The organism is Pseudoalteromonas sp. MSK9-3 (genome assembly GCF_003590335.1).
In the GTDB taxonomy this organism is placed as follows: Bacteria; Pseudomonadota; Gammaproteobacteria; order Enterobacterales; family Alteromonadaceae; genus Pseudoalteromonas.
The window spans coordinates 146,465-163,225 of record NZ_MIET01000046.1 but is presented as its reverse complement, the minus strand read 5'-3'; the positions used below and the strand labels follow the sequence as shown (position 1 = coordinate 163,225).

The 16,761-nt window shown below is 40.9% G+C and carries 10 protein-coding genes; all 10 read right to left on the bottom strand.

The window, feature by feature from the left end:
* Window positions 1-508 precede the first annotated feature (508 nt).
* The 10 genes from rluF to malQ all read right to left on the bottom strand — a co-directional run bounded on the left by rluF (window position 509) and on the right by malQ (window position 16,760).
* Window positions 509-1,477 carry a 23S rRNA pseudouridine(2604) synthase RluF gene (rluF, locus tag BGP78_RS19435; RefSeq protein WP_119862941.1) on the bottom strand — a complete coding sequence of 323 codons (969 nt, stop codon included), beginning with the start codon at window positions 1,475-1,477 and terminating at the stop codon, window positions 509-511.
* A gap of 56 nt (window positions 1,478-1,533) precedes the next feature.
* Window positions 1,534-2,619 (bottom strand): ABC transporter substrate-binding protein, encoded by a 1,086-nt coding sequence (locus BGP78_RS19430; RefSeq protein WP_119862940.1) that lies wholly within the window; start codon window positions 2,617-2,619, stop codon window positions 1,534-1,536.
* Complete coding sequence (locus tag BGP78_RS19425; protein ID WP_119862939.1) at window positions 2,612-3,715, bottom strand: DUF418 domain-containing protein; 1,104 nt, start codon at window positions 3,713-3,715, stop codon at window positions 2,612-2,614. Before BGP78_RS19425 ends, BGP78_RS19430 begins: the two co-directional genes overlap by 8 nt.
* Window positions 3,715-4,932, bottom strand: a complete 1,218-nt coding sequence (locus tag BGP78_RS19420; RefSeq protein WP_119862938.1) for an EAL and HDOD domain-containing protein — start codon at window positions 4,930-4,932, stop codon at window positions 3,715-3,717. The genes BGP78_RS19425 and BGP78_RS19420 overlap by 1 nt, the downstream gene beginning before the upstream one ends.
* Window positions 4,933-5,133: 201 nt before the next feature.
* Window positions 5,134-6,675 (bottom strand): glycogen synthase, encoded by a 1,542-nt coding sequence (locus tag BGP78_RS19415; RefSeq protein ID WP_119862937.1) that lies wholly within the window; start codon window positions 6,673-6,675, stop codon window positions 5,134-5,136.
* An 11-nt stretch (window positions 6,676-6,686) separates the two neighbouring features.
* Window positions 6,687-7,985 (bottom strand): glucose-1-phosphate adenylyltransferase, encoded by a 1,299-nt coding sequence (gene glgC, locus BGP78_RS19410; RefSeq protein WP_119862936.1) that lies wholly within the window; start codon window positions 7,983-7,985, stop codon window positions 6,687-6,689.
* Between the two features lie 32 nt (window positions 7,986-8,017).
* Window positions 8,018-10,501, bottom strand: coding sequence for a glycogen/starch/alpha-glucan phosphorylase (locus BGP78_RS19405; protein ID WP_119862935.1), 2,484 nt, complete (start codon window positions 10,499-10,501; stop codon window positions 8,018-8,020).
* A complete protein-coding gene (gene glgX / locus BGP78_RS19400; protein WP_119862934.1) occupies window positions 10,494-12,545 on the bottom strand; it encodes a glycogen debranching protein GlgX in 2,052 nt (683 codons plus the stop codon). The genes BGP78_RS19405 and glgX overlap by 8 nt, the downstream gene beginning before the upstream one ends.
* Before the next feature lie 5 nt (window positions 12,546-12,550).
* A complete protein-coding gene (gene glgB / locus BGP78_RS19395; RefSeq protein ID WP_119862933.1) occupies window positions 12,551-14,779 on the bottom strand; it encodes a 1,4-alpha-glucan branching protein GlgB in 2,229 nt (742 codons plus the stop codon).
* Window positions 14,772-16,760 (bottom strand): 4-alpha-glucanotransferase, encoded by a 1,989-nt coding sequence (malQ, locus tag BGP78_RS19390; RefSeq protein WP_119862932.1) that lies wholly within the window; start codon window positions 16,758-16,760, stop codon window positions 14,772-14,774. The genes glgB and malQ overlap by 8 nt, the downstream gene beginning before the upstream one ends.
* Between the last annotated feature and the right edge of the window lies 1 nt (window position 16,761).

The following is a 16,761-nucleotide window of genomic DNA, read 5'->3' as shown; positions in this document are numbered from 1 at the left end:
ATTTAGAACACTCTGTTTTCTAGAGTCGCATTCTAATTATTACATGCTAAATCAATAATTAGGGTGCGAACATTAACTGTCACTTCGATGAAAAAGCTGACTAGAGATCACGATAAATGAATGGTTAATTTACTAGGTAAATAACTAATATATGGAGAGCTTTTGCAACTTCCCCTAACTAACCTCAGGTTTGGATAAGTGTTTTGGAATAGAAAATGTTTTGAAAACAGACTTAACTACAATCCAATGATGATATTTTGCTCAATATCAAGGCGCTTTTATGCAGTAATAGCGGGCTATTACAAATGAAAGCAACGCCGAGAGTGAGAAAAATAGCTTTATTGGGCAAATTCGCTTATCCAGAGCTGAGGTTAACTAGGCAATAAGTCACATAGACTGTTAACAGACCTAACCATAGCAACATGCCATAAAAGTGAGGCCAATTTAACAGTCAGAAGAGTCGACCCTTCTGACTGACTGTGTAGTTTATTTTTTGCCAAATAACTTATTACTTCTTCAAAGATAACGTGCCACCTTTTCGGCGTGCAGGCTTACTATTCGCTGATGGCTTACTATTTCTGTGACTCTTTTGAACTGGTTTATCTGTTTTAAAACGCTCTTTTGACCTATCACTATTTTTCTGTGGTTTATGCTTTTTGGTGAATTCAGATTTATCTCGCTGCTTCGGTTTTTCCGCAGAGCTCTGTAATTCTGCTTTTAGGCTTCTTTCTGGCCTCTTATTAGGATCGAGCGAACCTTCTTCTGTTTTTGCCGACGACGCAATTGAGCTGTTAATTTCATGCATTTCCCTTTCGCTTAAATGGCGCCATTGGCCTGACCGCAACCCGTCTAATTTAACGTTCATGATGCGAACACGCTTTAGAGTCACCACCTCGTAACCTAAGTACTCGCACATTCGACGGATCTGGCGATTTAAACCTTGCGTTAAGACAATAGTAAACTCTCTATCACCTATTTTTTTAACGTGACATTTTTTCGTAACCGTATCAAGGATCGGGATGCCACCCGCCATACGCTCAATGAAACGGCTGTTGATAGGTCTATCAACCGATACAACATACTCTTTTTCATGATTATTACCGGCTCGCAAAATTTTGTTAACGATGTCACCTTCATTGGTTAAAAATATTAAGCCTTCTGAAGGTCGGTCTAATCGGCCAATTGGAAAAATTCTTTCGGGGTAATTGATAGCATTTACAATATTACTTCTGATTTTACGCTCAGTCGTACATGTTATGCCTACCGGCTTATTATATGCAATATATACGCGCTTTGGCTTTTCTTTCAAAGACTTGCCATCTACTGTGATGACATCTAAATCACTGACTTTTTGTCCCATTTCAGGTTGAGCGTTATTAACCCTAACTCTGCCTGACTCTATGAGTTTGTCGGCTTCTCTACGAGAGCAAAATCCCGTTTCGCTTATATATTTATTTAGGCGGGTTAATTGTGTCACTTTTTACTCTTAACGACAGAAAAAAACGTATTTTAAACTAACCGATACTAAATTTCCTATTTTTCTGCACTTCGCTGTAACTGTGATAAATTAAATCCATAGTCAACTTTATCTGTACCAATTAGACTCATTGCTTTGTAGTCAATAAGAGACCAATCAGGGGAATATACTATCCAGCGGTAATCATCCAAATTTTGTCGACTTATGACGCCAAGCCTAAAAGTTAAAGATGAATTTTCAACCCAAAATGGGTGTTTGTGAAAGTGGTCGCTAAGGGTGACAAGCGCCCATCCTCCCATCATAAAGTGGCCGCCAATTGTCGCGCTCATCCCACCATTACCAACAAGATCTATCGCATCCCCTAGCCAATCAAATCCACCAATTGCCACTGAATGCTCCAATTTAGACGCTTTCACTCCTGTTAAAGCGCCCATTGCCATTAAATCAGATGCCGTCCATATTAAATTGGTATTTGGATAACGAGATAACAGCTTTTTTGTTTTGTCATACGCTTGCTCTTTTGACCAGCTGGCATGTACTTGTTGATGTACTGTAATTTTTTGCTTAGCAAAAAAATCATTTGCCCCTTCGCTTCTCACATCAGACTCAGACCCATAGTGACCGTTTATTATCAATGCCGCTATATCACCTTTTGCTAAGCCTGTGTCATTGACCAACGCTTCAGCCAAACGCCAACCGGCATCGTAATTATCATGATAAACTTCACCAAGCCACGTCTTATAGCGCCCTTTCGGCATACCTATAGAGCTTCTTTCTGGCCCAGTAATTGTTTGTTCTAACGTTATAAAATTAATTCCATATTTGTTCAACAGATCAAGGGTTGCTTCAGCCCCCCCTGGGTAGTTCATTAAAATAACGTAATCAGGTGTCGCACGATAGCTTAAATATTTCTTTAACTCAGCCAACTGAATATGCCTATTTCCTTCTCCATATATTGTGTCAATTTTTATATTTAGCTGGGAAGCCGTTTGCTCCGTAATGGTTTGTACTTTTTGCCAAAAGGGTTCACCAGACACAGATGGGTTAACAAACAACACAGAAAAATCACTTTTTGCTTTTGCACCCATCGCCACGGTTACTAACAAAAAAATCAATAAAACTCGTCCAATTATCTTAAACATACTGCCTCTCTTGCTTCATAGCACATAGTTTTCGAAGCATATACTCAAGCGGGCCCTGACTAAAAAATCGTAAATATATCGGTGCCAATAGGAGCTGGATCAAAGTCAACAACACCGCAACGGCAAAGTACTCTACTCGTGTGTATTGCTCATAGGCACTTGGTGCTAACCAGTAAAAAAAGCTAACGGCTAATAATGATTGAGAAATATAGCAAGTCAAAGCTAGCCTGCCTACACCTTGCAGCCACCTGAAAGTAAACCCTTTCAGTCTCAACCTAACCACCCCATGTATCATTAATAAGGCACAAACAAATGCATTCAACCAAATGACACTATCTAGTAATACAGATAATGCGTATATATTAATGACTTTGAGATACATAGTTACAATCGATAATAGCACGACAATTAACCAGGCCAGAGGCACTAGCCTTTTTGGCAAACCAACGTCAAATACCCCGGTTTTAAAACAGTATATTCCAGCGAGCATTATACCAAGGCTGTACCAAAGCGTTATCAAAGGCGTAACTAACAACATTATTGAATAGAACACGCCATTATGAATAAAATGGCCAAGTGCATCTCGGGGTAAATCATCAATCACCTTATAATATGCCTCACTTCCTCTAATCACAGGCTCAGCAATATCAATTGAACCGAGTAACAGCATCATGGTAACACCACCCACCCCATACGCTACACCATGTAACATCAATTTACGGTCACTTACCTCAAGATACTTCACGGCCAAATAACCTGCTAGCCCATACGTCACTAATATATCTCCGGGCCAAAGTAAGTAGCCATGTAGCAGGCCGAATACCACGATCCAAAACAAGCGCGTTTTTATTTTTTCTATATCTTTGTATTTTTCAATTTGAATGTATAAAGCAGCACCAAACAATAAACAAAATAAACTTCTAAAACGTCCATCAAACAACAGCGCATTCATCCAATCGATTACAGTGTCTGATAAGGGAACGATGGCTAAGTTTATATATCCGGTCTCAAAAATTGCAAAATAGTATATATTGAGAAATAAGAGCCCTAATACAGCAATACCTCGTATAACATCTAAATTTGTATTTCTTTGCATTAACCAACTCTATCTTTATACATATCTGCCCAACTTATTGCTGAGGCATGGAATTCTGGTAAACAATCGTCCTCCATGTTGATCAATGTACATGCTTCTTGTAGTTGCCACCAACTACCAGACTCGTACGCTCTTACAACATTCAATATATAATACAGTGAATTAGGCTCACCAATCAAAGCCTCTTTTAGCGGTTCAGGAAAAGGTAATCGCGTTACGACTTGGTTCATTGGCTTATCTAAAATAGCGTCTAATAAAGAAAAGAGCCCCGTTAAAAAGCTCATTCCTGCTATATTCGGGCTGAGCTTTTTAGCAATTAACTCACAAAATCTTGACCGAACAATACTGAGCCTTGTCAATTCTGTAGGCTTACCTTCTGCAATATGGGCTGTCATAATTAACCCAACGAACTTTTTTGTTCGCTCGTTACCCAAATAAACCAAGGCCTGCTTTAACGACTCTATTTTGTTTTTTATTGGAAAAACGCCAGAGTTTAGTAACCGTAACAGCTTATAAGCAAGCGCCGTATCTTGTGCAAACAACTCAGCCACCCTTGACATATTCATATGCGGCTTAAGCACCTCCGCATAAATTAACATAGCGACCGCATAGTTAATTTCAATGTCATTTTGTTCAATCACTCTAGGCTTTGCGAAAAAATACCCCTGAAAAAAATGAAACCCCATACTTTTTGCTTGTAAAAACTCTTCTTCGGTTTCTACTTTTTCCGCTAATAATTTCATATTTTTTCGTTGCTTAAAATTATCAACTAGATCTTCTATAGACGCCAATGGGTTTTGCATAATATCGAATTTGACTAATCGAACGAGCTTAAGAAATGGTTCCCACTCTTTGGTATACTCAAAATCGTCTAGTGCGAGTCTATAGTTGTTATGGAACAACTCTCTGACATATTCATAGTTTTCAATTGTCGGTTCTATGGTTTCTAATAGCTCTAAAATAACGTCATGAGCGGGCAAGAATTGAGCTAATTCCTTTGTTAAAGAATCAGGTCCTATATTAATAAGTGCCTTTTTCCCAGACGTCAGATAACGCGTGCCAAGGTTTAATTGATTGTCCATGATAAGTTTTGCGGTTGCAGCATCGTCGCTTACATTAGGAAAACTGTTACTTGTTCCATCACGAAATAACAACTCGTATGCCACGACCTGTTTCTTTCTATTAAAAATAGCTTGCCTAGCTACAAATACCTTCAAATGGTGGCTCCTTGCTGCACACTACCCAGGAGATAGCACTTTGGTCTGTAATATTAATATTATTTTAACCATAAATGATTAAAATTCATATAGAACAAAGAGATTACTCAACAAAATTGCACCATGAAGTAAATATAGCAGTACAAATGCAAAAAGCAGGCGAATCGCCTGCTTTTTAAAAAATTACTAAAGCTCGAGTGCTTAATGTGTATATAAGCTATTGATGTAACTCAATGCCACATTATCCCATTCAAATCTTTTTGCTTGTGCACCGTCACGTATTTGGTCATATCGATTAATATCATTATCGTATAACTCTAATGCTTGAGTGAACATGTTCAGCAGCTGCGCTTTCTGCTGATGCAAATCTTCTCCCGAAAACACAAAGCCACTTTCGAGGTGTGCAACGGTATCGCTGAGGCCACCAACCTGATGCACTAAACAAGGCTGCCCAGAGCGCATGGCCAGCATCTGACTTATACCGCATGGCTCAAAAGAGCTTGGCATCAAAAATAAGTCTCCAATATCATACAACATATCGCCCAGAGACTGTCCATAGCCATTTAAAAACAGCAAATTTTCGTTACGCGCCATAGCTTGAGTAAACACATATTCTAAGTGCGCATCGCCCGAACCAAGCACAATCAAACGCCCAGAACTTCGCGCTGTAATTTTCGCTAATTCATCGAGAACAATCCCGGCCTCTGTTGCTTGGCGCAACAGCAACGCTTTTTGATCGGTCAACCGCCCAACACTTGTGATAAGCGGTCCTGAAGAAGGTGTCGTTAACCACGATTTAACCCGTTGATGCGCGATATAATGACTGGATGTTAATTGCTGTGTTCTTGCCATCCAAACAAATAGTGTCCGTTCACTCGCATTCAAAAATTCAGTTACGTTAGGCTTGAAAATACTCCTCTCTTGCGGATATTCACACCCATTTAAAATACCAATGAGCTTGCCGTACCGATTGGCTATCTGCATATCATGTTCTAACCCTTCTCCCCCAAAAAAACCTCTGTCGGGTTCACTGCTACGCAGTACTTCTTCAGAATAATTTGGAGATACAACATGTACTTTATCGCATAGCGTGATAGCACTGCGCATTGGGTTAAAACAATGTGGATATTGATGGTCGCATAACACTTGACCGTCGTAGCTTAACGTAGGAAACCAGGCCTCTAAACTTGAGTCATCATGATTAAAAGGTCTGATCCCTTGCAGAGCTAAGTTATGCACTGTGTAGACCGTCTTCAACATTTTAAGTTTAACAAAGCGCGGGCTAAACTCTTTTAGTACAGCAACACATGCGGCATGCCAATCATGCAAATGTAATACATCTAAGTGGCCAAATAGCCCATGCTCAATCGCTTCGCTCACCGCTGCACTGAAAAATGCGAACTTCGTCGCGTCAGTTGCAAATGGCCTCTGCCCATCATCATTACAGTAAACAGCCCCACCATGTTCACTAAACAAAGAATGCGAAATCACAAACTGGATAACACCATCAGCTTGTTCCACTTCCCATAATGTCGCAGTTTCTAGATGCTGTCGAAATGGTACAGCAATGTCACCGACAAAATTACGATTCAATTCAGGCTGACCATAGTCGGGAACTACCACAAGTGTCTCAACTTGATGCTTTGCCAAAGCATATGGGATGTCACGAATAACATCCGCAACGCCCCCAACTTTACAATTTGGCAGACGGTCATTTTCCGCTGCCACCATTAATACCCGCATAATTTGCCTTACTACGCTGTTTTAAGCTTATCAGCTTCTTGTTCTTTGCGCTGATTATACGCCACGAGCATTTCACGCGTCACCAATACAATCCCTTTATTCGATACTCTGAAGCCATTTTTACGATCTTCCTCTGCATCAAATCCAATGACCAGCCCTTCAGGTAAATGACACCCGCGATCAACTATTGCATTACGAATCTTACAATGCCTTTCTACAATAGCCCCAGGTAGTAACACCGCTCCTTCGATTTCACAAAAAGAGTGAACATGAACATTCGAAAACAAAAGCGAGCGACGTACCACTGACCCTGATATAATGCACCCTCCAGAAACGGTTGAATCCACAGCCATCCCTCGGCGTTCTTCATCGTCAAAAATGAATTTAGCAGGAGGGAGCTGCTCTTGATATGTCCATATCGGCCAGGTAGGGTCATACAAATCTAATTGGGGTTCTGGAGATACTAGCTCCATGTTCGCTTCCCAAAATGAATCAATTGTACCAACGTCACGCCAGTATGGTTGCCCTTCATGACTAGGATCTCTAAACGGAAAAGCGAAAACATTATGTTCTTCAATGATCGCAGGAATAATATCATGACCAAAATCACGGCCTGACCCTTCACGTTCAGCATCTTGTTTTAACTGCTCAAACAAAAACTCAGTATTGAAAACGTAATTACCCATCGACGCTAAACAAATGCCATCTTTGCCGGGAATAGAAGACGGTTCAGCAGGCTTTTCATCAAAGCGTCTAACACGTTTATCTTTATCCACGGTCATGACGCCAAAGGTATTTGCAGCTTCTTCACATTCCACTTCAATACAACACACAGTCATATCAGCGCCCGTTTCAACATGTTTAGCGAGCAAAGCACCATAGTCCATTCGATAAACATGATCTCCTGACAAAATCATCACATATTTCGGTAACTCATGACGAATTATATCCATATTTTGAAATACAGCATCTGCAGTACCACAGTACCATTCATCACCGTATCGTTGAGATGCCGGTAAGATTTCGACTGATTCACCAAGCTCTTTTTTGAAGTGTCCCCATGCTCTATTCACATGGCGGATCAAAGAGTGCGATTTATACTGAGTTGCAATGCCAACACGACGGATCCCTGAATTGATACAATTCGACAACGGAAAGTCTATTATTCGGTGTTTACCGCCAAAGTAAACCGCCGGTTTCGCACGCCAGTTAGTTAATTCGTGCAACCGTGAACCTCGGCCACCAGCCAAAATAAGGGCGTATGTTTCTCTTGTTAAGCTACTTATGTAGCGATTTGCGTAACTAGGCATTCATCTTCTCCATATATCCTTGTTTTGCTGGGCTATTGCATTGGCTCAAGTCGCCAAATTTCATTACTATATTGCGAAATAGTACGATCACTGGAAAAAGTTCCACTGGCCGCAGTGTTTAATATGCTGATGCGAGTCCATGTTTTTTCATCTTGGTAAGTTTGCGATGCGAGACTTTGAGCATCGATATAGCTGGCAAAGTCATAAGCAACCAACCATGGATCGGTAGGACATTTAATCGCATTAATAACATCGTCAAAAATATGAGGTTCAAATAGATTGAAATGCCCACTTTCCAGCAGTGTCATGACACGCTGTAATCGTTCATCTTTTGTGATAATAGAGACTGGGTCATATGTGCTGCGGATTTGATCTGTTTGCTCTGCTTGTGCACCGAACAAGAAAAAGTTATCTGCACCTACTTGTTCTCTAATTTCAATATTAGCGCCATCTAACGTACCAATAGTTATTGCGCCATTCATCATAAACTTCATGTTACCTGTCCCTGACGCTTCTTTACCAGCAGTCGATATTTGCTCTGATAAATCAGTCGCGGCACAAATGGTTTCCATTGCTGTGACGTTATAATTAGGTAAAAAGGCAACTCTTAGTAATGACGCTGCGCGTTTATCCTGATTGATGACATCAGCCACATTATTTATAAGCTTAATGACTTTTTTTGCCATGTAATAACCTGGTGCAGCCTTTCCTCCAATCAAGACACATCGGGGAGTCATACCTTGTGTATCTCCAGCACATATTCGGTCATAGAGGTGAATTACATGCAATATATTAAGGAGTTGGCGCTTATACTCATGAATACGCTTTACTTGTACGTCAAACATCATCGTCGGGTCAAACTCCACCCCACATCTGGACTTGACCAAGTTGGTTAGTTGTACTTTATTTTCTAATTTAACTTTTCGCCATTTCTTATGAAACGAAGTGTCATCATAATAACGTCTAATTTTTTCTATTTGAGCAAAGTCTGCCACCCATTCATTACCTATCTTTTCAGATATTAATGCACTTAATTTAGGATTACAGTGTGCTAACCAACGTCGAGGCGTCACGCCATTTGTTTTATTATTAAACTTTTCAGGCCATAATTGGTTAAAAGTTTTAAACAAACCCGCTTTGAGTAATTGGGTATGAAGGGCTGCGACCCCATTGACGGAATAGCTACCAACAATAGCTAAGTAAGCCATTCTCACCTGAGGGACATCCCCCTCTTCAATTAGAGATAACTCTCTCTGTTTATCAACATCCCCTGGCCATTGCAATGCGACTTCCGCTAAGAAGCGAGCATTTATCTCATAAATAATCTCTAATAATCTAGGCAATAACTTACTAAATAGCGGCACAGACCAACGTTCTAACGCTTCTGGTAGCAAAGTATGGTTGGTATACGCCATAGTACTGGTCGTTATCCCCCAGGCTCTGTCCCACTCCACCTCATATTCGTCAACTAACAATCTCATCAATTCAGCAACGGCAATACTAGGATGCGTGTCATTGAGTTGAAAGACATGGTAATCAGCAAAGTCTGAAAAATCAGCGCCGTATTGGTTCACCCACTTATTCAACACATCTTGTAAACTAGCACTCGATAAAAAGTACTGCTGACGTAACCTGAGTTCTTTACCATTTTCACTGCTGTCGTTTGGATACAGCACCATAGTGATTTGTTCAGCCATGTTCTTTCGTGCCACAGCTTCTGAGTAACTACCTGCATTGAATTCATTCAAGTCAAATTCATCGGTTGCTTCCGACTTCCAAAGCCTTAACGTATTGACCACACCATTTTTATAGCCTGGAATTGGTACGTCATACGGCACAGCCAAAACATCTTGAGAATCAACCCAGCATCTTATATCTTTACCTTGCTTGTCTTTATAACTCTCTACACGTCCGAAAAACTTAATTCTACAAGCTTGGTCTGGTGCACTTAACTCCCACGGATGACCTTCTCGTAACCAGTTATCTGGCTGCTCAATTTGATGCCCTTTTTCAATACTCTGATTAAACATGCCATATTCATATCTGATCCCATAGCCAACCACGGGTAACGCAAGGCTCGCACAACTATCTAAGAAACAGGCGGCTAACCGACCTAACCCGCCATTACCAAGCCCCGCATCATGTTCAGCCTCAGCAACAACTTCTAACTCGCTACAATACTGCTTTAACGCTTCTGCGGTTGAGTCTTGCAAATCAAGATTAAGTACCGCATTGCCTAATGCTCTACCCATTAAAAACTCGAGTGATAAATAGGCCGCTTTTCTAGTTTTTTTCGACGTCAAATGTAAATTGGTTGCCCTGCACCGTGCAACCATTCTGTCTTTAATCGTCAGAGCCAACGCATGATATAAATACAATTGAGATTCACCAACACGGTCACGCCCCAATGTGTAATAAAAATGACGTGTTAAGTCATCATTTAGCGTACTCTCATCAAGCTTTGGCGCATCTTCCCAATGTTTTACGACGCATACATTTGTGCTTTTGTTAGCCATGTATGTTTCCCTCTTTTAGCGATGTAAATACCCAACTAGATTGGGCTGAGATTGTGCATATAGGATCTGCACTGTCATATTTGGCGCAATCACAACTACTTAATGCAAGTTGCCAATGTTCTGAAAATGGAGCGCAAGGTAATGTGGCTTCTAAGCTCATATCGTGCGCATTAAAAATAATCAATAGTGCTTGTTCAAGTTGCCGGTCTTGAATCGAATACAAGAGCCATTTACGACCCTCACTGTGCCAATCAGACTCGCCCATAAGTTGACCGTTTTCGTCGAGCCAACAAACTGAAAAACGGCTGTCATCTGAGTGAACATAAAACCCATGCTGAAATACACTGAATGTCTTACGTAGTGACAACAACTCTTGAATAAAATAGGAAAGGGGGTGATCCTGCTGCGAAGGCTTCCAAGCTAACCAATTTGTCCGATTATCTTGACAATACGCATTATTGTTACCACCTTGAGAATGACTAAACTCAGTGCCCGCTGCAATCATTGGCACTCCTTTTGACAACAACAAGGTTACTAGCGCGTTCTTTTGCATCTTCAAACGCAAATTTACTATGTCTATATCCGTCGAGAACCCTTCCTTGCCACAATTGAACGAGTAATTCTCACCATGACCGTCTCGGTTAACTTCACCGTTTGCTAAGTTATGCTTATTCTCATAACTTACCCAGTCAGCTAATGTGTAGCCGTCGTGACTGGTAATAAAGTTAATGGAGTTCAACGGCCCTCGTTGGTTATGTTCAAAAATATCGTTTGACCCATGCACACGCTTTGCAAGTTCAGGCAGTACCCCTTCATCTTGTCGCCAAAAACGTCGGACTGTATCTCGGTATTTATCATTCCATTCACGCCATGGTGATAAAAATGCACCTAATTGATAACCACCAGGCCCAATATCCCATGGCTCTGCAATAAGCTTGGCCTTATTTAACACTGGATCTTGTAGTATCGCGTTAATAAAAGCGTGATGTGCATTAAAGCCATAACTTGTGCGCGCTAAAATTGTCGCTAAGTCAAACCTAAAACCGTCGACCCCCATCACTTCGACCCAATAGCGTAAACTATCTAAAACCAGCTGTAATGTCTTTGGATCGTCAATATTCAGCGTGTTACCACAGCCCGTATCATTAATATAAACACTAGGTTCTTCCGGTAAGTGTCTATAGTAACCGCTGTTATTTAACCCTTTAAGTGATAACGTTGGGCCATCAATGCCAGCTTCAGCCGTATGGTTAAATACCACATCTAATATAACTTCAATTCCCACCTCATGAAGCGTGGCCATCATACGCTGAAATTCACTTACATCATTGTCAACTAGGTATGGTTTATGCGGGGTGAAAAAGTTTAGCGTATTGTATCCCCAATAGTTTCTCAAACCTTTGGTGGTAAGAAACTGCTCACTGACAAACGCGTGAACAGGCAATAATTCAAGCGTCGTAATACCCAGTTTTTTAATATGTGAAATAAAAGCGGGATCAGCAAGACCTAAAAACTTACCTCTAAACTCTGGATTAACATCTGGGTGCTTATACGTCGCGCCTTTGACATGGCATTCATAGATGACCGTTTTTGACCAAGGGTGGTTCGGTCTTTTCTCTGTGTATTTAGCTAACCCCGTCACCTTGGATTTAGGCATGTCAATTGCGTTGTCTAACTTACTGATAGTACCAACAGGCATATGACAAAAGTGACGCTCACTCCACGTAAACTCTCCAAAGAAATCTTTGCCATATGGATCCATCAATAGCTTATTGATATTAAATAGCCGACCAGACTGAGGGTCATAATCTCCTTCAACACGATACCCGTAGAGTGCCCCCTCTTTTAAAGGCTCAACTAATACACTCCAAGTCCCACCTTCATGTAAAAACATATCGATCATTGCAATCTGAGAGTGACCACTCGCATCAAAAAGACACAAATACACTTGAGTTGCATTCGGTGCAAAAACCGCAAAATTGACACCGGTATCTTTTTTAGTACTACCTAATTGCGTATGGCACCCACGACATGAATTTAGCATGTTAATTAACCCGTGATCCGTTTCAAATACAGCGTTGTTAATGGGGGAATAGTCAAAACAATGCTATTTTCAAACCCATGAGATGGTATTGCTGCAGACTCTATCAACTGCTGCTTACCCGCTACCGCCGTAACACCAGAGCCATATAATTCTTTATCATCCGTATTAAGAACTACCTCATAAACACCACTTTGCGGCACACCAACCCTATATTGATGAAACACTTGTGCAGTAAAGTGGCTTATGACAATCAGTAAATCTTTTTTTGACTTACCATAGCGAGCAAAACTAAATATACTTTGCTCGGCATTATCGCCATCTATCCACTGAAATCCTGCTGGTGAATTATCACATTCATATAATGCACCTTCACGCTGATAAACCCCGTTAAGCTGCTTTACTGTGCGTTGAATACCAAGGTGCGCTGGGGAGTCTAACAACTGCCAGTCTAGCCCTTCATTGTGATCCCACTCAGAACGAGGTGCTAATTCACTCCCCATAAATAAGAGCTTTTTACCTGGATGGGCATACATAAAGCCATAGTAGGCACGTAGTGTCGCAAATTGTTGCCAGTCATCTCCTGGCATTTTACTCAATAATGCACCTTTACCATGGACCACTTCATCGTGACTTAATGGTAAAATATAGTTTTCCGAGTACGCATATGCCATTGAAAAGGTCATCTCGTGATGATGATAGCGCCTATGGATCGGATCCCGACTTATGTAGCTTAAACTGTCGTTCATCCAACCCATATTCCACTTAAAGCCAAAGCCCAAACCTTGATGCTCTACGCTTTGCGTAACACCAGGCCACGCCGTCGACTCTTCGGCTACCATCATGATGTTATTATCTTGACCATAACAACGTCGATTGACGTCTTGTAAACAGGCGATAGCACCTAAATTTTCTCTTCCACCATATTGGTTGGCTACCCACTCTCCGTCATTGCGGCTGTAGTCTAAATAAAGCATAGATGCAACAGCATCAACTCGTAATCCATCTAGCTGAAATTCATTAAGCCAATACATGGCGTTTGCTAACAAGAAGCTCTTTACTTCTGGGCGATCATAATTATAAATATACGTATTCCAATCAGGATGAAAGCCTTGCCTCATGTCTGCGTGTTCAAACAAATGGGTACCGTCAAATTTATGGAGTCCATGCGGGTCCGAAGGAAAGTGCCCAGGAACCCAATCAATTAACAGCCCGAGATTAGCGTCCTCACACTTTTCAACAAAATAGACAAAGTCTTCATAGCTGCCAAATCGACTCGTTGGCGAGAATAAACCAACAGGTTGATAGCCCCATGAGCCATCAAATGGGTATTCACTAATTGGCATCAGCTGTAAATGTGTAAAGCCTAATCCTTTTACGTACTGCACTAAGTCATCAGCCAACTCGCGATACGTTAAAAACCTATTTTCTTCATCTGCTCTACGCTTCCAAGAACCGAGTTGCACTTCATAAATACAGATAGGCGCATCTATTTTATTTCGTCTACTTCGGCTTTTTAACTGTTTGGATGTTGGTTTTTTACGAGATACTAGTGGCTGTAACACGGACGCAGTACCTGGGGCCTGCTGCATCTTAAATGCAAATGGATCTGCTTTATCGGTAACATTGCCATAGTTATCTACTAACGAATATTTATATGTTTGTTGTGCTTTTAGGCCAGGAATAAATACCTCCCATACGCCACTCGCTGGGTGCTTTCTCATAAAGTGTTCACTTCGCTGCCAACAGTTAAACTCGCCGATAACTGAAACGCTTTTCGCATTAGGTGCCCATACTGCAAAGCACACACCTTGCACTCCTTCATGTTCAATAAAGTGAGCGCCTAAATGTTGATAAGCGCGCTCTAACGTTCCTTCATTAAACAAATACAACGTATCTTCACAAATACATTGCGCAAATTGATATACATCATGTTGAATACGCGTATGTTCGGGGTAAGTGATTTCTAACCTTTTCACTTCTGACAATTCTTTTTCAGTCACTTGCAGTAAAAACAAATCACTTTTTAAATATTGTTTAAAAAGCGACCCTTTTGTTTTACTCGCCAATGACACAGATAAAGCACCAGGTAGATAAACGCGTACTTCATAGATCTCTTCATCAACTTTATGCAACCCTAGAAAAGAAAATGGGTCGCCAAACGTCCCTAATTGAAGCGCACTAAGCTGCTCTGAATAGTCATGTATCTTATTTGTTGGTGTTAAAATGCTATTCATGACTTGTCCTAAGTTGAGTTAAGTTTTTTATAAAATCTGTATGATTAGAAAACATTTCTGGCACAGTATGATCTAAACGCCTACGCCAGTTTGGATACTCTTTGTCTGTTCCAGGAATATTTACGGGTAATATCTGTTGATCGAGATCATCTAATTGAAGACACAGCAAATGTGCTGGTGACAATGCTAATACGGCTAAGAGCGCTTGATAGATAGCGTTTGAATCACTGTGTACATCAAAACCAAACTGCTGATGTTCATTCAACCACTCAATCAACAATTGCTTCTGTATATGCCTATCGGCGCTTTCTTTTTCAAAATCAGTCTTGGAAAGTAAGTTATACGTCTGTTTTAGTTGTAAATCATTTGCCCCCCACCATCCTTTAAAAGGAGGCACATCATGATTTGCAATCATTAATATCGTGTCTTTTCTGAGTTTTTGGCTATTTACAAAACGCCCATGTTCATCTTTTTCAAAATAGAAAAGAATATTACCGAGTAAAGATGATTCTTTCATTGCGCTCACAACCTCAGGGGGCACAACCCCTAAGTCTTCGCCAATAACAATACTCTTTGACAAGTTTGATTCTATTTTTAGCACTGCCAATAAATGCTCGAACGGATAGTAGACATAACAACCGCTCATCCCACTCTCAAGCTGCAAACACCACCACAGTCTTCTAAGCGCCATTACGTGATCAATTCGTAAGCCGCCAACACGATTGAGATTACTCTTGACTAAAGACTTGAAAAACTCAAATTTATCATGCCTGATCTTAATCGGATCTAACGCGGGTAAGCCCCAGTCTTGGCCATTTTGAGCCCAAGGATCTGGCGGTGCCCCAACTTGTGCATCGGTTGCATACAACGCACTATTGCGAGTGTATTCGAGACCATCTTTGGCACACCCTACGGCTAAGTCATTTATTAGGCCAATAGCCATGTTGCTGTCTTTCGCAGCTCGTTGGCAAGACTCAAGTTGCACAGCAGCTAGCCACTGGCAAAACAGTGAAAAATCATCATTAGCTAGCACTTTGAGTAACGCTTTGTTCTTCAGTTTAAAATCGCTAAAAGCCAGCTTGTCTGTGTCATTAGCTTCAGCTAGAAATACACGGTATGATAAAGACAATAGTGCATATTTTGTCTCGCTAACCACCGCATAATCAATGTAGGGCTGGCGTTTATGTGCTTCTAATGCCGTAAAAGCTTGCTGTAAAGCGATAGTGAATTCTGTATTATTTTCAACCCACCGACAGTTATCCACCGCAATATAGAGCGGATTGATCAATCCTCGATGATTCGGGCTATAGGGACTAGCCCTGTCAGGCTCATCATTAAATAGCAAATGCAGCGGGTTCAATAAAACAAAATCACACCCCGCTTTTGCTGAGCAAACAATTAATTCTTCAAGATCACGAAAATCACCGATACCTAAATTACGTGCACTTTTTATCGTGTATAACTGTGTAGACACCCCAACTTGTTTGTGTGATTGCGCGCGATAACATTGCTTTGGCGTTGTCCAAATCTGGGTCTTAAATTTGCCGAGTGGTAAAGTAATTTCAGCGTCATGGTAGCCAATTGGCATAGATGGCAGCGGTACTTGGATCTCTAGATAATTAGTGCCCTTATACCGATACTCACCGCTCACCTTACACTGGGATGTATCAAAGCGATAATCGATATCTAAACTTGGAATAGACAATAACCCGGTAAAAATACGACTGTGTTCTGGTACTTTTATTGCGAGTGAGCCAGATAGCTCATCAACCAAGCTGACCGGCTCAACAACTGACTGCCACTGTGCAATATCCAGCTGGTATATTTTTTCTTCGATTCGCCTTTCATCGTGTATATCTATACCGCATGCCCGCAATGCTTGCTCTCGGGTTTGGTGATCAAACACAACATGTTCACCGGTATATTTTACGTAATCATAACCAACGCCATGTAAATAAAGTAACTGTTGTAATCCTTCCATT

Bases quoted from the DNA above. Each gene is read 5' to 3' on its own strand.
- BGP78_RS19430 (WP_119862940.1), bottom strand. From the start codon at position 2,619: ATGTTTAAGATAATTGGACGAGTTTTATTGATTTTTTTGTTAGTAACC.
- BGP78_RS19425 (WP_119862939.1), bottom strand. From the start codon at position 3,715: ATGCAAAGAAATACAAATTTAGATGTTATACGAGGTATTGCTGTATTA.
- BGP78_RS19415 (WP_119862937.1), bottom strand. From the start codon at position 6,675: ATGCGGGTATTAATGGTGGCAGCGGAAAATGACCGTCTGCCAAATTGT.
- glgC (WP_119862936.1), bottom strand. From the start codon at position 7,985: ATGCCTAGTTACGCAAATCGCTACATAAGTAGCTTAACAAGAGAAACA.
- BGP78_RS19405 (WP_119862935.1), bottom strand. From the start codon at position 10,501: ATGGCTAACAAAAGCACAAATGTATGCGTCGTAAAACATTGGGAAGAT.
- glgX (WP_119862934.1), bottom strand. From the start codon at position 12,545: ATGCTAAATTCATGTCGTGGGTGCCATACGCAATTAGGTAGTACTAAA.
- glgB (WP_119862933.1), bottom strand. From the start codon at position 14,779: ATGAATAGCATTTTAACACCAACAAATAAGATACATGACTATTCAGAG.
- malQ (WP_119862932.1), bottom strand. From the start codon at position 16,760: ATGGAAGGATTACAACAGTTACTTTATTTACATGGCGTTGGTTATGAT.